Origin of the sequence: Microbacterium sp. NPDC064942, assembly GCF_049545525.1 — a bacterium.
Lineage (GTDB): Bacteria > Actinomycetota > Actinomycetes > Actinomycetales > Microbacteriaceae > Microbacterium > Microbacterium gawkjiense.
Genome location: NZ_JBMWDR010000002.1, coordinates 232,077 through 247,796 on the forward strand (window position 1 = coordinate 232,077; position 15,720 = coordinate 247,796).

Genomic DNA, 15,720 nt, shown 5'->3' on the forward strand with positions numbered 1-15,720 from the left:
GAGCTCACGCCGGAAGGCGGCCCGCCTCGGTGACCATCACCGCCGCTCGCTCCGACAGCGCGTCGAGCACGGTCCGCAGAGCCGGCGAGTCCGACATGGTCCGGCGGTGGATCGCCGACACCTCGCGGATGGACTCCGGCGACACGGTCGGGATCGCGACCAGGTCGGGGCCGAGGGGCGGGCGGCCCAGGCGCGGCACCAGCGCGACGGCGATGCCCGCGCGGGCGATCTCGAGGTGGTTCTCGAACTCCATCGACTCGTGCACGATCCGCGGGGCGCCGCCGATGCCGTCGAACAGCCGCCGCAGCCATTGCCGACAGATCGTCGACTCGAACGTCGCGACCCACGGCTCGCCGCCGAGGTCCTCGGGGCGCAGTTCGGTGCGGCCGGCGAGCGGGTGGTCGCGGCGCAGGATGATGTCGGCGACGTCGGTGAACAGCGGGGTCTCGACGAGGTGGTCGGGGATCGCGAGCGCGACGTTGCCCCAGCGGTGCACGAGTCCCAGGTCCCGTTGACCCGACGCGACGAGGGCGACCGTCTCCCACGGTTCGCTCTCGCGCAGCGGCAGTCGCAGATCCGGATGCCGCCGGCCGAGGTCCGCGATGAGGGGCACCATGACCCCGCGCACCACCGTCGAGAACGCCCCGATGCGGATCTCGCCGGCGACCCGGTCGGGCTCGCCGCCCCCGTGGAGGTCGGCGCGAACGCGCTCGAGGTCGGCGAGGATCGGCGTCGCCGAGACGACGAGGCGCGTCGCGGACTCGGTGAGCACGACCCCTCGCCCCACCCGCTCGAGCAGTGCCACGCCGGTGTCGCGCTCGAGGCGCTTGATCTGCTGCGAGACGGCCGACGGTGTGAAGCCGAGAGCGGTCGCGGCGGCGGCGACGCTCCCCTCCGTGGCCACGGCGCGCAGGGACACGACGGCCTCGAGATCGATCATGAAGCGATGCTACCGATTTGCCTCGCCGAATGATTGCTTGTCCTTCACGGATGCCGCGGGTGGACTGGTCCCGTGACCCGCCGTGACATGCTCCTCGCCGCCCTCATCGCCTCGCTGTGGGGCCTGAACTTCGTCGTCATCGACTGGGGGATGAGCGGCATCCCGCCCCTGCTGTTCGCGGCGATCCGGTTCGCCGTCGTCGCACTCGCCGTCCTCGTCGTGCCGCGGCCGCAGACCGGGTGGCGCGTGATCGTCGGAGTCGGCCTGTTCATGAGCCTCGGCCAGTTCGCGCTCCTCTACACGTCGCTCGCGCTGGGGCTGAGCCCGGGCCTCGCCGCGCTCCTCATGCAGGCGCAGGCGGTCTTCACGATCGTGATCGCCGCGATCGCCCTGCGCGAGCGCCCCTCAGCGACGCAGGTCACCGGTGTCGGCCTCGGCGTCGTCGGTCTCGCGATCGTGGCGCTCTTCCGCGGCGGCGACGCTCCCGTGCTCGCGGTCTGCCTCGCGCTCGCGGCCGCGCTGTCGTGGGCCGTCGGCAACGTGATCTCGCGCCGCGCGGGCGTCGTCACCGGGATCGGCCGCGGCGGCACGCTGTCACTGACGGTCTGGTCGTCGCTGGTCGTGCCGATCCCCGCCCTGGCCCTGTCGATCGTCATCGACGGTCCTGCGGCGGTCGGAGCGGGGCTCGCCGCCATCGGACCCCAGGCCGTCCTCTCGACCCTCTACACCGCGGGCCTGTGCACCCTGTTCGCGTACGCCGTCTTCAACGGACTGCTCGGCCGCAATCCGTCCGCGGCCGTCGTGCCGTGGATCCTGCTCGCTCCCGTCGTCGCGATGGGCTCGGCCGCACTGCTGCGCGGCGAGGTTCCGAGCGTCGGAGAGGTGGTCGGCGGGGCGGTTCTCGTCGCGGGTGTACTGATCAGCGGCATCCGTCGTCGACAGCCGATGCCGCGGGCGGTGGGGCTCATGGGGGTGCCCACTAGGCTGTCCGCGTGACATCCGAGCCCCCGGCTTCCCCCACCCGTCGCACGTACAGCTTCCTCGGCCCCGCCGGCACCTTCACCGAAGCCGCCCTCGCGCAGGTCCCCGAAGCACGCGACCAGACCTGGCGCCCCGTCCGCAACGTCGGCGAGGCGCTCGCCGACGTCATCGACGGCCGGTCGGATGCCGCGATGATCGCGATCGAGAACTCCGTCGACGGCGGCGTCTCGACGACGCAGGACGCGCTGGCGACCGTGCCGGGACTCCGCATCGTGGGGGAGTACCTCGTGCCGGTCGAGTTCGTGCTGGTCGCCCGGCCCGGCGTGCGGCTCGAGGACGTCTCGGTCGTCGCAGCCCACCCCGTCGCCTACGCGCAGTGCCTCACGTGGCTGACGGCCGCGCTGCCCGAGCACTCGCACATCCCCGCCACGAGCAACGTCGCCGCCGCCGTGGGACTCGTCGACGGCGGGATCTCCGCGGATGCCGCGATCGCCCCGCCCGGCATCCGCAAGCTCTACGACCTCGACCTGCTGGCCGAGAAGATCGGCGACAATCCGCACGCCGTGACGCGGTTCGTGCTGGTGAGCCGCACGGCTCCGCCGCCCGCGCCGACGGGGGCCGACAAGACGTCGCTCATCGTCGAGCTGCCCGAGGACCACCCGGGTGCCCTCCTCGAGCTGCTCGAGCAGTTCGCAACCCGGGGCATCAACCTGTCGCTGCTCGCCTCGCGCCCGATCGGCGACGAGCTCGGCCGGTACCGCTTCGTCATCGACGCCGACGGGCACATCGAGGACGAGCGCATGGCCGACGCGTTGCTGGGCCTGCGCCGCTTCTCGCCGCGGGTGCTCTACCTCGGCTCGTACCCGCGGGCCGACCGCGCGATCGTCCGCTACCCCGAGCGGTACTCCGACGAGGTGTTCGTCGAGGCGCGCGACTGGCTGCGCGGCCTCGTCTCGGGCGAGCCCGAGGCCTAACCCGCCCGCCTGCGCGGCACCAACCGCGGAGATGTGCCGCTGCGTGGCGGGTGGAACCGGTTACCACCGCGTCTCGGTGACGGATCTCCTCGGTTGTCGCCGCCCGCGTGCGGCGGCACGCGCCTCAGGCCGCACGCGCCTCAGGCCGCGAGCAGCTCGAGCGTGCGGAGGCGCGAGGGCGCGGCATCCATCGGCTCGTCCTCGGTCGCGGCGGACACGGGCGACACCATGACCTCGTCGACGCCGTGGCGGGCGGCGAACTCCGCGAGCCGGCTGCGCACCTCGGGTCCGGTCCCGACGAACCAGCGCGAAATCATCGCGTCGAACACGGGGGCGGCGAGCTCGTCCGAGGCCTCGGCCGCCGCGGCCTGCTCGACGGTCTCGAGCGCCGTGAGGGGCTTGCCGCCGCGCAGACGCGCCATCATGCGCGCCTGCGGCAGCGCGGCGGCGCGGGCCTGCGCGTCGGTGTCGGCGACGACGGCGTTGGCCGTGACGAAGGTGCGGGGCTCGGCGAGCGTCTCGGACGGCTGGAACTGCCCGCGGTAGAGGTCGAGCGCCCGCTCGAGGCCGTCGCCCGAGAAGTGATTCGCGAACACGTACGGCAGGCCCATCCCCGCGGCGAGCTGGGCCGAGTAGCCGCTCGAGCCGAGCAGCCACACCTCGGGGGTGCTGGTCGACGCGGGCGTCGCCCGCACGTCGTACGTGCCGCCCGAGGTGAACCGCAGCGTCGCGCCCTCGGCCGAGACGAGGGAACGGATGTCGGTGACGTGGTTCGGGAACCGCTCGACGTCGCTCGTGGTCCCCGACTGGCGCAGCAGCTGCGTGATGACGGGGTCCGAGCCGGGGGCGCGGCCGATGCCGAGGTCGATGCGACCGGGGGCGAGGGCTTCGAGGGCGGCGAACTGCTCTGCCACGACGAGCGGGGAGTGGTTCGGCAGCATGACGCCGCCGGAGCCGACACGGATGCGGCGGGTCCGCGCCGCCGCGGCGGCGATCAGCACCGGGGGAGTGGTCGAGGCGACGGCCGGCATGTTGTGGTGCTCCGCGAACCAGTAGCGCCGGTAGCCGAGCTCGTCGGCGCGCTGCGCGAGGGAGAGCGAGGCGGCGATCGCCTGGCTGCTGGTCTGCCCCGTGCGAACGGGGACGAGGTCGAGAACGGAGAGGGCCGGGGTCGCAATGCTCATATCCTGGGCTGCAACCGGCGCGGGTCGCCCGGCATTCCGTGCCGACGCCGATCAGGCCGAGTTGCGCCAGACGACGGGGCAGGGGAGGACCGTGCCGCCGGCATCGGGATCCTCGCCGCGGAGTTGACGGAGGACCGACTCGGCGGCCGCACGGCCCAGTCGATCGGCCGGCTGGTGCACGGTCGACAGGGGCGGATCGCAGCGCAGCGCCCACGAGCTGTCGTCGAAGCCGACGATGCCGACGTCGTCGGGGACGACTCGGCCGGCGGACTGCAGCACGTCCATGGCGCCCGCGGCGACGGCGTCGCTCGACGCGAAGACGCCGTCGATGTCGGGTGCACGTTCGAGCAGGGCGCGCATGCCCTCCTGCCCGTCGGAGTAGGAGTACAGCGGAACGCGTTCGACCAACTGAGGGTCGAAGCGGTTTCCGAGGGCGTCGACGAATCCCGCGAGGCGGTCCGATCCCGAGTCGCGGTCGAGAGCGGAGGCGATCATGCCGATCCGGCGGCGGCCCGTCGCGGCGAGCCGGTTCGTGATCTCGCGCGCCGCGCCGCGGTTGTCGATGGCGACGAAGGCGGCGTCGCCGATGTCGCGCGGGTGTCCGACGAACGCGGCGGGCAGGCCGAGGTCGGCGACGGCGCGGGTGATGGGGTCGCCGACGCGGGCCGAGACGATGATGACGCCGTCGATGAGGCCTCCGCTCAGATAGCGGGCGAGGCGCTCGATGTCGCGGGTCGTGTCGGCGATCATGAACGTCAGCTGGTAGTCCGCCTCCGACAGGGCGGCATTGGCGCCGAGGAGGATCGAGCCGATGTTGGGGTCCTCGACGAAGAGCGAGTGCGGCTCGTGGACGATGAGGCCGATCGCCTGCGAGCTCTGCATGACGAGGCTCCGGGCGGCGCGGTTCGGGACGAAGCCGACCTTGGCGATGGCTGCCTCGATGGCCTCGCGTGCCTCGTCCGAGACGTAGGGCTGCCCGTTGAGCACCCGGCTGACGGTGCCCCGCGAGACGCCGGCTTCCGTGGCCACGTCCTTGACGGTCGCGCGACGGCGGCGGCCCATGACATCCGTGCGATCGCTGCTCACGCGTTCATCGTATGTGCACGCACACACCGCGCACAGAGGTTCTGGATCAGTGTTTGACAGCCAGCGACGTCCGACCTACTCTGTACACGTTCACAGATCCTCAACGCGGAGGAACACCGCTCGGACCTGTGCACGTTCACAGGATCCAGAGGAGAACATGTCGGTCCCCGCCCGCCCCTTCGAGCACGACGGCATCGCGTTCGGTTGCGACTACAACCCCGAACAGTGGACGCCGGACGTCTGGGACGAGGACATCGCGCTCATGCGCGACGCCGGCGTCGACCTCGTCGCGATCAACATTTTCGGGTGGGCGCACATCGAGCCGCGCGCGGGGGAGTACGACTTCGCCCGCCTCGACGACATCATCAGCCGGCTGCACGCCGCCGGCATCCGGGTGAACCTCGGTACCGGCACCGCGTCGACGCCCGCGTGGCTGACGACGGCGCACCCCGAGATCCTCCCCGTCGTCGACGACGGCACCCGACGCTACCCCGGCGGACGCCAGGCGTGGTGTCCGAGCTCGCCCGTCTACCGCGAGGCCGCCCTCGCGCTCGTCCGCGCCGTCGCCGCCCGCTACGGCGCGCACCCGGCCGTCGCGCTCTGGCACGTCTCGAACGAGCTCGGATGCCACAACGCGCTCTGCCACTGCGACGAGAGCGCCGCCGCCTTCCGCACCTGGCTGCAGGCCCGTTACGGCACGGTCGCCGAGGTGAACCGCGCGTGGGGCACGGCCTTCTGGAGCCAGACCTATTACGAGTGGGACGAGATCCTCACCCCGAAGGCCACGCTCTCCAGCCGCAACCCGGGTCAGGTCCTCGACTTCCACCGCTTCAGCAGCGACGCGCTGCTCGAGCACTACCGCGCCGAGGCAGAGGCCATCCGCGCGCACAGCGACCTGCCGGTCACCACCAACTTCATGGTCACGGCGCACATCGAGAACCTCGACTACTGGTCGTGGGCGGGAGAGATGGACGTCATCGCGAACGACCACTACCTCGACCACCGCCTCGGCGACCCCCGGTCGGAGCTCGCCTTCGCGGCCGACCTCTCCCGCGGTCTCGCGCAGGGCGCCCCGTGGATCCTCATGGAGCACTCGACCGGCGCCGTCAACTGGCAGCCGCTCAACAAGCCCAAGGCGCCGGGCGAGATGATCCGCAACTCCCTCACCCACGTCGCCCGAGGCGCCGACGGCGTCTGCTTCTTCCAGTGGCGGGCCTCGGTGCAGGGCAGCGAGAAGTTCCACTCCGCGATGCTGCCGCACGCCGGCACCGACTCGGCCGTCTGGCGCGAGGTCGTCGAGCTCGGCGGCATCGTCGACCGCCTCGGCGAGGTCGCCGGCTCGCGCGTCGAGACCGACGTGGCGCTCCTCTTCTCGTGGGAGTCGTGGTGGGCGAGCCAGAGCGAGACCCGCCCGAGCCAGTCGCTCGGCTACCTCGACCAGGTCCACGCCGCCTACCGGGCGCTCCACGCGAACGGTCTGACCGTCGACGTCGTCGCCCCCGGCGCCGACCTGTCGGCCTACCGGTTCGTCGTCGTGCCGGGTCTGCACCTCATGACCGAGACGGATGCCGGGGTCCTCACCGCGTGGATCGCGGCGGGCGGCACCGCGCTCGTCACCTTCTCGACCGCCATCGTCGACGAGAACGACCGCGTCTACACCGGCGGCTACGCCGGTCCGCTGCGCGAGGCGCTGGGCCTCCACATCGAGGAGTTCGCCCCCGTCGCCCCCGACGCCGCGCTCACCCTGAGCGACGGGTCCACCGCGCGGCTGTGGTCCGAGCGTTCGCGCCCGACGACGGCCCGGGTCGAGGCATCCTTCACCGACGGACCCGCCCAGGGGATGCCGGCCGTCACCCGCAACGCGTGGGGTGACGGGACGGCGCACTATCTCGCGACGCTTCTCAGCGACGCCGACTACCGTGACCTGGCGGCGCGCCTCGCCGCCGAGGCGGGGGTCGCCCCCGCCGCCCACGCGCAGCCCGGCACCGGCGATCTCGAGATCGTCCGCCGACGCGGCGAGGGGGCGTCGTATCTCTTCGTGATCAACCACGGCGAGACCGAGGTCCACGTCGACTCCGACGGCGTCGACCTCGTGACCGGCGCATCCGTCGCCGGCCACGTCACCGTTCCTGCGGGAGCGGTGCGCATCATCAGAGAGGAGGCGGCCGCATGACCGCCACGGAAGTCCTCGTGACGCGTTCGTCGGCGAAGTTGCCGCGCGCGAAGCGGATCCCGCGGGCCAAGACCCCGCACAAGGGGGCGATCGCGGTCTTCACCGGACCGTTCGGCATCCTCTTCCTGCTCTTCTACCTGATCCCCATCGGGTACGCGATCTGGCAGTCGCTCCTGGTCGTCCAGCGCGACGGGCTGTACGGCGAGCCGACCGAGGTGTTCGGCGGGCTCACCCAGTACATTCAGGTGTTCCAGAACGCGCCGTTCTGGGAGTCGGTCGGGCGCGTGCTGCTGTTCGGCGTCGTGCAGGTTCCGGTCATGCTCGGGCTCGCACTGCTGTTCGCGCTGCTGCTGGACTCTCCGGTCCTGAAGGGCAAGCGGTTCTTCCGCCTCGCCTTCTTCGCGCCCTACGCCGTGCCCGGCGTCATCGCCGCGATCATGTGGGGCTTCCTGTACTCGCCCAACCTGTCGCCCTTCACCGATGTCACCCGCACGGTCGACTTCCTCTCGCCCGAGATGGTGCTCTGGTCGATCGCGAACGTCGTGACGTGGGTCTTCGTCGGCTACAACATGCTGATCATCTACTCCGCGCTGCTCGCGATCCCCGCCGAGGTGTACGAGGCGGCACGCCTCGACGGCGCCGGTCAGATCCGCATCGCCTGGTCGATCAAGATCCCGATGGTCGCCCCCGCGATCATCCTCACGGCCGTGTTCTCGATCATCGGGACGCTGCAGCTGCTCGCCGAGCCGCAGGTGTTCCGCTCGTTCAGCTCGGCGGTCTCGTCGACGTACACCCCGAACATGACGATCTACGCGACCAGCGCGGTGCCGAATCCCTACCTGGCGGCGGCGTTCTCGGTCGTGCTGGCTCTGGCCACCTGCGTCCTGTCGTTCGCGTTCTTGAAGCTCACCCAGCGGAAGGCCGAGCAATGAGCCTCCTCACCCGTACGAACGGCGCCCTCGCGACCGATCTGCCGAAAACGCGCGGACCGCGCGAGAGCATCCTGTCGCGCACCGCCGCCCTGCTGGTCATGGGCGTGTTCACGCTCTACTTCCTCGTGCCGATCTGGTGGCTGTTCATCGCCTCGACGAAGGACCGCGGCCAGCTCCTGACCACCAACGCGCTGTGGTTTGCCGACTGGAACCTGTTCGCCAACATCGGCGATCTCGTCTCGTACAACAACGGCATCTACTTCCGCTGGCTGCTCAACAGCCTCGCCTACGCCGGTCTCGGAGCGCTGCTGGCGACCGTCTTCGCCGGTATGGCGGGGTACGCGCTCGGCAAGTACAACTTCCGCGGCCGTGAGGCGTTCTTCAACATCGTGCTCGGCGGCGTCCTGGTCCCCGCGACCGCCCTCGCCCTGCCGCTGTTCCTCCTGTTCAGCCAGGTGAACCTCACGAACACGTTCTGGTCCGTCCTGCTCCCCAGCATCGTCAGCCCGTTCGGCGTCTACCTCGCTCGCATCTACGCGTCGTCGTCGGTGCCGGACGAGCTCATCGAGGCGGCACGCCTGGACGGCTCGGGCGAGGTGCGCACCTTCTTCACCGTGTCGTCGCGGCTCATGGCACCGGCGCTCGTGACGATCTTCCTCTTCCAATTCGTCTCGATCTGGAACAACTTCTTCCTGCCGCTGATCATGCTGCGCAGTCAGGAGCTGTTCCCGGTCACCTACGGCCTCTACACGTGGAACACGCAGCTCAACCAGATCCCCGAGCTGCGCACCTACGTCCTGGTCGGCGCGTTCCTGTCGATCGTGCCGCTCATCGTCGCTTTCCTCTTGCTTCAGCGCTTCTGGCGAGGCGGACTGGGCACCGGTTCCGTGAAGTGAGTCCCCGCCGCGGGCGGCGCCCGCGGCATCCCTGCAGTACCTGTCCTGTCACACCCGATCAACGATCAGATTGGAAATCCCATGCAGCACACCAAGAAGGCAGTCGTCGCCGGCGTCGCACTGCTCACGGCGTTCACCCTGGCCGGCTGCGCCGGCGGCAACGGTGGCTCCGGCAACGGCAGCGGCGGCGCAGCCGACCCCGCGGCCTGCGCCCCGTCGGACGGCAAGGTCACCCTCGACTTCACCTCGTGGATCCCCGGCATCGAGGACGTCGTGAAGATGTGGAACGACGAGAACCCCGACATCCAGGTCAAGGTCCAGACCGGCCCCAACGGCAACTCCGGCACCTACTCGAGCTTCTTCAGCCAGCTCGAAGCCGGCAACGCGCCCGACCTCGGCCAGATCGAGTACGACGCGCTGTCGAGCTTCCGCGTGCAGGACGGTCTCGAGGACCTGGCCGCGTGCGAGGACGTCGCCGCCGCCAAGGACGAGTTCATCCCGTGGACCTGGAACCAGGTCACCCTCGGCACCGACGGCGTCTACGGCATCCCGCAGGACTCCGGCCCCATGGCGCTGTTCTACCGCTCCGACCTGTTCGAGCAGAACGGCATCGACGTCCCCACCACGTGGGACGAGTACAAGGAGGCCGCCAAGAAGGTGCGCGAGGCCGGTGGGTACATCACCAACTTCTCGACCGCCGACATCAACCAGTTCGCCGGCTTCGTCTGGCAGACCGGTGGCGACTGGTTCTCCAACGACGGCAACGCCTGGAAGGTCAACCTGACCGGCGACCAGTCCAAGACGGTCGCGGACTACTGGCAGGAGCTCATCGACGAGGACCTCGTCTCCACCTACCCGGCCTGGACCGAGGAGTGGAACAACGCCTACAACTCGGGTGAGGTCTGGACCTGGAACTCGGCCGTGTGGGGTGCCAACTCCATCTCGTCCGGTGCTCCCGACACCGCCGGCAAGTGGTCGGTCGCGCCGTCGCCGCAGTGGAAGGCGGGCGAGAAGGCCGCCGGCAACTGGGGCGGATCGTCGATCGCCGTCTTCAAGGGCACCGACCACCCGTACGAGGCCGCGAAGTTCGCGCTGTGGCTGAACACGTCCGACGAGGCCCTCACCGCCCTCAACGAGTCGGCGAACATCTACCCCGCCACGACCGAGGGTCTGACCCTGCCGTCGCTGCAGGAGGGTGTCGAGTTCTACGGCGGGCAGAAGATCTACGACGTCTTCGCCGAGGCCGCTGCGCAGGTCAACCCCGACTTCGTCTGGGGCCCGACCATGACGCAGACCTACGCCGACGTGTCGGACGGCTTCCAGAAGGCCGCCACCGGCCAGGGCACGCTGTTCGAGGCGCTCGAGGCGGCGCAGACCAAGACGGTCGACGCCCTCAAGGCGCAGTCCATCCCCGTCTCCGAGTGACCGCTCGCTGACACCACGCATCCGCGCCGCGGGTCGGGCCTCCGGGCTCCGACCCGCGGCGCGGCCGCGTTCGGTCAGGACTCGCGCGAGGCCTGCTTGACCTTCTCGTAGGCGTCGAGCGCGTTCTGCCGGGTCGCCTTCAGGTCGACGATCGGCAGGGGCGGCTGCCCGTCGGCATCCCGGTACTCCGGAGCCCACCGCCCAACGTACTCGCGGTTCTTGTCGAACTTGTCGGCCTGCAGCGCCGGGTTGAAGACGCGGAAGTACGGTGCGGCGTCGGCGCCCGACCCGGCGACCCACTGCCAGTTGAACGGGTTGCTCGCCCCGTCGGCGTCGACGAGGCAGTCCCAGAACCACTCCTCGCCGCGGCGCCAGTCGATGAGAAGGTTCTTGATGACGAAGGATGCCGTGATCATCCGCACGCGGTTGTGCATGTAGCCGGTCTCCCAGAGCTCCCGCATCCCGGCATCCACCATGGCGTAGCCGGTGCGCCCCTTCTGCCAGGCCTCGAGTGCGGAGGGCTTCACGCGCGGCCAGGGGAACGCGTCGAACTCCCGCCGGAGGTTCTTCGTCGCGAGGTCGGGGAAGTGGTACAGGGTGTGCCAGGCGAACTCGCGCCAGCCGATCTCGGACAGGAACTGCGAGGCTCCCGTCGCCTCGACCGCAGCGTGCCAGACGGTGTGCGGGCTCAGCTCGCCCCACCGCAGGCGCGGCGAGAGCATCGAGGTCGCCCCGGCGGCGGGACGGTCGCGGGCGTCGCCGTAGTGGCCGAGGTCCTCGTCGAGGAACTCGCGCAGGCGACGGCGGGCCGCTGGTTCGCCCGGCTCCCACGTGTCGCGCAGGCCCTGCGCCCAGTCCGGTGCGGTCGGCAGCAGACCCCAGTCGTCGAGGTCGTCCGACGCCGGGTAGCGCGAGGGCCCGCTCACCTCCCGCGGTTCGGGCAGCGGCGCGCGCGGAGCGGGCTGCGCGAGGCACGCCCGCCAGAACGGGCTGTAGACCGAGAAGTGCGTGCCCGACCCCGTCTGGATGGTCCAGGGTTCGAAGAGAACGGATGCCGCGAACGACGCGACCTCGACGCCGCCCTCCCGCAGGCCCGCCTTCAGCTGCGCGTCGATCTCGCGCTCCGGCCCGCCGTAGCGCCGGTTCCAGAACACGGCGCCCGCGCCGGTGTCGTCGGCCACGTCGCGGACGACGCGGGCGGCGGGTCCGCGGCGCAGGATCAGCCGCGAACCGCGCTCCGCGAGCCGTTCGGCGAGCGAGGCGAGCGAGTGGTGCAGCCACCACCGGGCCGCCCCGCCGAGCGGGCGGATGCCCTCGGACTCCTCGTCGAGGACGTAGAGACCGATGACGGGCTCGCCGCGGTCCACGGCCGCGCGCAGGGCGGGGTGGTCGGCGAGGCGCAGGTCGTCGCGGAACCAGACGATCGAAGGGGACGGCATCCCCTCATCCTCGTCACCCGACGAGGCCGGCGCCGCCCCTTGCAATCCGGCGCGGAATCCCTCAGACAGCCTCGACGGAGTGCCCGCGCGGGATCGCGAGGGTGAGTCCGCCCGCGATGACACGGACGGCGATGCGGGTCGCCTCGCCGAACTCGTCGCCGTCGAGCTGCACGGGGTGCGCCTCCTCGGCGGCGAGGTCGATGCCCTTGCCGCGCGAGTAGCGCACGGAGTTGTCGGCGGTGCGGAGCGAGAGGATCTTGCGCCCGGTGCGGAACTTGCGCAGCACGCTGTTGTCCCACGCGAGGCGCCGCCAGACGAGCAGCCAGCCGAACGCGGAGCGCGGCTGCAGGATCGCGACGTCGAGTTCGCCGTCGGTGATGGATGCCTCGGGGATCAGCTCGAGCCCCGCCTGGAGCGACCCGCAGTTGGCGAAGAGCACACTCTGCACGTCGGCCCGGTGGATGCGGTGACCCGGCACCTGGTAGACGACCGGGAACGGCTTGGCCTGGGCGATCGACCGGGCGGCGCCGTCGACGTAGGCGACCCAGCCGACCTTCTTCTTCAGGTCGCTGTTCGTGTTGGCGATCATCGCGGCGTCGAGCCCCATCCCGCCCATGACGACGAACGCGTGCTCGGCGGTCTCGCCGTCGGGACGACGCAGCTGCGCGAGGCCCACGTCGATCGCGAGGGTGTCGCCGTCGAAGGTGGCGGCGATCATCGCCTCCGGGTCGTCGAGCGGGAGCCGGAGGTTGCGGGCCAGCAGGTTGCCGGTGCCGCTCGGCACGATCGTGAGGGGGACGGGGGAGCCCGTCATCGCCTCGCTCACGGCGCGGACGGTGCCGTCGCCCCCGGCGACGAGGACGGCATCCACCCCTTCGTTCAGGGCCTGGCGGGCGACGTCGTCGCCGAGGTCGTCGACGGTGGTCTCGTAGAAGAGGGGCTCGGACCAGCCGGCCGCCTTCGCGGCGGTCGCGACCTGCTCGCGCAGCGCGTCGCCGTCGACCTTGATGGGGTTGTAGACGAGGGCGGCCTTCGGGCTCGGCCGACCGTCCTCGTCGGGCATCGGCTCGGTCGATCCGCTGCGGTCGACCCGGCGGGCCTCGCCCGTCTCGCCGTCCTCCGTGTCGGGCGCGATGTCGTCGGGCTCGCGGATGACGCCGTCGGGTTCTGCGACAGCAGCCGGGTCGTGCGCGTCGTCGGAGCCGTGCGTCGTGCCGGGGTCGGTCGCCATGCGTACAGGATAGGGCCCGGCATCCGTCTCCCGGGGCCCCTTGCGCGGCTGCGCGATCCGCACCAGGGGAGGGGGCCGGGAGGCCCGCGACTAGACTCGACGGGTGATCGATCTCGCCCTCCTCCGTGACGACCCGGCCCTCGTGAAGCGCTCGCAGGAAGCCCGCGGCGAGTCGCCCGACACCGTCGACGCCGCCCTGGCCGCGGACCGTGAGCGGCGCGCGGCGATCACCGCCTTCGAGGAGCTCCGCGCCGAGCAGAACGCGCACGGCAAGCGCGTCGCGAAGGCGCCGAAGGACGAGAAGGCAGCGCTCGTCGCCGAGGCGAAGGACCTCAGCGAGCGCGTCAAGGCCGCCCAGCAGGCGGTCACCGTGGCCGAGGAGGCCGCCTCGGCGGCCCTCGCGCGCATCGAGAACATCGTCATCGACGGCGTGCCCGCCGGTGGCGAGGACGACTTCATCACGCTGCGCACGCACGGCGAGCCCGCGACGTTCGACTTCGAACCCCGCGACCACCTCGCCCTCGGCGAGATGCTCGGGGCGATCGACACCGAGCGCGGGGCGAAGGTCTCGGGCGCGCGGTTCACCTTCCTCACCGGGATCGGTGCCCGACTCGAGCTCGCCCTCATGAACCTCGGGATGCAGCGGGCGCTCGAGGCCGGCTTCATCCCGATGATCCCCCCGACCCTCGTCCGCGCCGAGGTCATGCGCGGCACCGGCTTCCTCGGTCAGCACGCGGACGAGGTCTACCACCTCGACGACGACGACCTGTACCTCGTCGGCACGAGCGAGGTCCCGCTCGCCGGCTATCACATGGACGAGATCCTCGACCTCGAGGCGGGCGCGAAGCGCTACGCCGGCTGGTCGACGTGCTACCGCCGCGAGGCCGGCTCGTACGGCAAGGACACCCGCGGCATCATCCGCCTGCACCAGTTCAACAAGCTGGAGATGTTCGTCTACACGACGCCCGACGACGCCGAGGCAGAGCACCTGCGCCTCGTCGAGATGCAGGAGCGCATGCTGCAGGACCTCGGTCTCGCGTACCGCGTGATCGACGTGGCCGCCGGCGACCTGGGGTCGTCCGCCGCGCGCAAGTACGACGTCGAGGCCTGGGTCCCGACGCAGGGCGCGTACCGCGAGCTCACGTCGACGTCGAACTGCACCACCTACCAGGCCCGCCGCCTCGACATCCGGTACCGCCCCGAGGGCGGCCGCACGGCTCCCGTCGCGACGCTGAACGGCACGCTCGCGACGACCCGCTGGATCGTCGCCCTGCTCGAGACGCACCAGCGCGAAGACGGCTCGGTCGTCATCCCCGAGGTCCTGCGCCCGTACCTGGGCGGCCTCGAGGTGGCGGAGCCGATCGCGTGAGTCCCGAGGGAGCCCCCGCGACCGGCGAGGTCCGTGCCGTCTCGCCCGACGATGCCGCCGAGGTGGTCGACGAGATCGCGACGGATGCCGCCGAGCCCCCGCGCGAGCGACTGCTCATCGCGCTCGACGTCGACGGCACGATCCTGCTCGAGGACGAGAGCTACAGTCCCGGTGTCGTGGACGCGATCGCCGACGCGCAGCGGGCCGGGCACGAGGTCATGCTCGCGACGGGTCGCTCGTGGGAGGGGACGCGCCACATCCTCGAAGGGCTGGCGCTCACCCCCGAATACGTCGTGTGCTCGAACGGCGCGGTGATCCTGCGGCGCACCGGCGCCGAAGGCACCCGGGAGTACGAGCGGTTCCACACCGAGCAGTTCGACGCGTCCGAGGTGCTGACCCTGCTGCGCGACCACCTCCCCTCGGCGCGGTACATGGTCGAACTGCCCGACGGGCGTCGCCTCTACACCGACGACATGGACGAGTGGAACGTGTCGCGCGCCGACCGCGTCCCGTTCGAGGACCTCTCCGCGCAGCCGGTGTCGCGCGTCGTCGTGGTGTCGGAGGAGGGCACCGATCAGGACTTCGTCGACCTCGTGTCGCGGATCGGCCTGAACGAGGTCTCGTACGCGGTGGGCTGGTCGGCGTGGCTCGACATCGCGCCGCAGGGCGTCGACAAGGCGACCGGCCTCGAGAAGGTGCGCGACTGGCTGGGCATCGACCCCGCCCACGTCGTCGTCATCGGCGACGGACGCAACGATATCGGGATGTTCCGATGGGCGCGCGCGAACGGTGGACGGGCGATCGCCATGGGCCAGGGGCCCGATGAGGTGACCTCCGAGGCGTCGGAGCTCACGGCATCCGTCACCGAGGGCGGAGTCACGGCGGTGCTGAAGGCCCTCTGACCGGGCCCGTTCAGGCCGCCCACAGGCGCTGCCGCGAGAATGGACGGGTTCTGGGGTCGGCTAGACTCGGCCTGTTCGACCGGGGCTGTCTGCGCGGTCGGGAGGGTTGTCCGAGCGGCCGAAGGATCCGGTCTTGAAAACCGGTGGGCAGCAATGTCCCGTGGGTTCGAATCCCACACCCTCCGCAC

General features: G+C 71.0%; 13 protein-coding genes and 1 tRNA gene. 9 read left to right on the forward strand and 5 right to left on the reverse strand.

Annotation, left to right across the window (positions count from 1 at the left end; genetic code table 11):
* Window positions 1–4: 4 nt before the first annotated feature.
* Window positions 5–940: a LysR family transcriptional regulator gene (locus ACPEH2_RS05425; RefSeq protein WP_423718386.1), complete on the reverse strand. Its 936-nt coding sequence runs from the start codon at window positions 938–940 to the stop codon at window positions 5–7.
* A gap of 72 nt (window positions 941–1,012) precedes the next feature.
* Between ACPEH2_RS05425 and ACPEH2_RS05430 the strand changes: the two genes are divergently transcribed.
* Window positions 1,013–1,936, forward strand: a complete 924-nt coding sequence (locus ACPEH2_RS05430) for an EamA family transporter (RefSeq protein ID WP_423718388.1) — start codon at window positions 1,013–1,015, stop codon at window positions 1,934–1,936.
* Window positions 1,933–2,895 carry a prephenate dehydratase gene (gene pheA / locus ACPEH2_RS05435; RefSeq protein WP_423718389.1) on the forward strand — a complete coding sequence of 321 codons (963 nt, stop codon included), beginning with the start codon at window positions 1,933–1,935 and terminating at the stop codon, window positions 2,893–2,895. The genes ACPEH2_RS05430 and pheA overlap by 4 nt, the downstream gene beginning before the upstream one ends.
* A 140-nt stretch (window positions 2,896–3,035) precedes the next feature.
* Here the strand turns inward: pheA and ACPEH2_RS05440 are convergent, their stop codons facing one another.
* Both ACPEH2_RS05440 and ACPEH2_RS05445 read right to left on the reverse strand, forming a co-directional pair.
* Window positions 3,036–4,079 carry an LLM class flavin-dependent oxidoreductase gene (locus tag ACPEH2_RS05440; RefSeq protein WP_423718390.1) on the reverse strand — a complete coding sequence of 348 codons (1,044 nt, stop codon included), beginning with the start codon at window positions 4,077–4,079 and terminating at the stop codon, window positions 3,036–3,038.
* A 51-nt stretch (window positions 4,080–4,130) separates the two neighbouring features.
* Window positions 4,131–5,165 carry a LacI family DNA-binding transcriptional regulator gene (locus ACPEH2_RS05445; protein WP_423718391.1) on the reverse strand — a complete coding sequence of 345 codons (1,035 nt, stop codon included), beginning with the start codon at window positions 5,163–5,165 and terminating at the stop codon, window positions 4,131–4,133.
* Window positions 5,166–5,322: 157 nt separating this feature from the next.
* On the opposite strand from ACPEH2_RS05445, the gene ACPEH2_RS05450 reads away from it, so the two are divergent.
* The 4 genes from ACPEH2_RS05450 (at window position 5,323) to ACPEH2_RS05465 (ending at window position 10,591) form a co-directional block, all read left to right on the forward strand.
* Window positions 5,323–7,338 (forward strand): beta-galactosidase, encoded by a 2,016-nt coding sequence (locus ACPEH2_RS05450; protein ID WP_423718392.1) that lies wholly within the window; start codon window positions 5,323–5,325, stop codon window positions 7,336–7,338.
* Window positions 7,335–8,270, forward strand: a complete 936-nt coding sequence (locus tag ACPEH2_RS05455; RefSeq protein ID WP_423718393.1) for a carbohydrate ABC transporter permease — start codon at window positions 7,335–7,337, stop codon at window positions 8,268–8,270. Before ACPEH2_RS05450 ends, ACPEH2_RS05455 begins: the two co-directional genes overlap by 4 nt.
* Window positions 8,267–9,166 (forward strand): carbohydrate ABC transporter permease, encoded by a 900-nt coding sequence (locus ACPEH2_RS05460; protein ID WP_423718394.1) that lies wholly within the window; start codon window positions 8,267–8,269, stop codon window positions 9,164–9,166. The genes ACPEH2_RS05455 and ACPEH2_RS05460 overlap by 4 nt, the downstream gene beginning before the upstream one ends.
* Window positions 9,167–9,247: 81 nt before the next feature.
* A complete protein-coding gene (locus ACPEH2_RS05465; RefSeq protein WP_423718395.1) occupies window positions 9,248–10,591 on the forward strand; it encodes an ABC transporter substrate-binding protein in 1,344 nt (447 codons plus the stop codon).
* Between the two features lie 74 nt (window positions 10,592–10,665).
* Here ACPEH2_RS05465 and ACPEH2_RS05470 read toward each other — a convergent pair whose 3' ends face one another.
* Window positions 10,666–12,030: a cryptochrome/photolyase family protein gene (locus ACPEH2_RS05470; protein ID WP_423718397.1), complete on the reverse strand. Its 1,365-nt coding sequence runs from the start codon at window positions 12,028–12,030 to the stop codon at window positions 10,666–10,668.
* 61 nt (window positions 12,031–12,091) lie between these two features.
* On the reverse strand, window positions 12,092–13,261 hold the full coding sequence (locus ACPEH2_RS05475) for a diacylglycerol/lipid kinase family protein (protein WP_359920283.1): 1,170 nt from the start codon (window positions 13,259–13,261) through the stop codon (window positions 12,092–12,094).
* 103 nt (window positions 13,262–13,364) lie between these two features.
* Between ACPEH2_RS05475 and serS the strand changes: the two genes are divergently transcribed.
* The 3 genes from serS to ACPEH2_RS05490 all read left to right on the forward strand — a co-directional run bounded on the left by serS (window position 13,365) and on the right by ACPEH2_RS05490 (window position 15,717).
* Window positions 13,365–14,630, forward strand: coding sequence for a serine--tRNA ligase (gene serS, locus ACPEH2_RS05480; protein ID WP_064003780.1), 1,266 nt, complete (start codon window positions 13,365–13,367; stop codon window positions 14,628–14,630).
* Window positions 14,627–15,532 (forward strand): HAD family hydrolase, encoded by a 906-nt coding sequence (locus ACPEH2_RS05485; protein ID WP_359920286.1) that lies wholly within the window; start codon window positions 14,627–14,629, stop codon window positions 15,530–15,532. The genes serS and ACPEH2_RS05485 overlap by 4 nt, the downstream gene beginning before the upstream one ends.
* A 100-nt stretch (window positions 15,533–15,632) precedes the next feature.
* Window positions 15,633–15,717, forward strand: a tRNA-Ser gene (locus ACPEH2_RS05490).
* Window positions 15,718–15,720 lie beyond the last annotated feature (3 nt).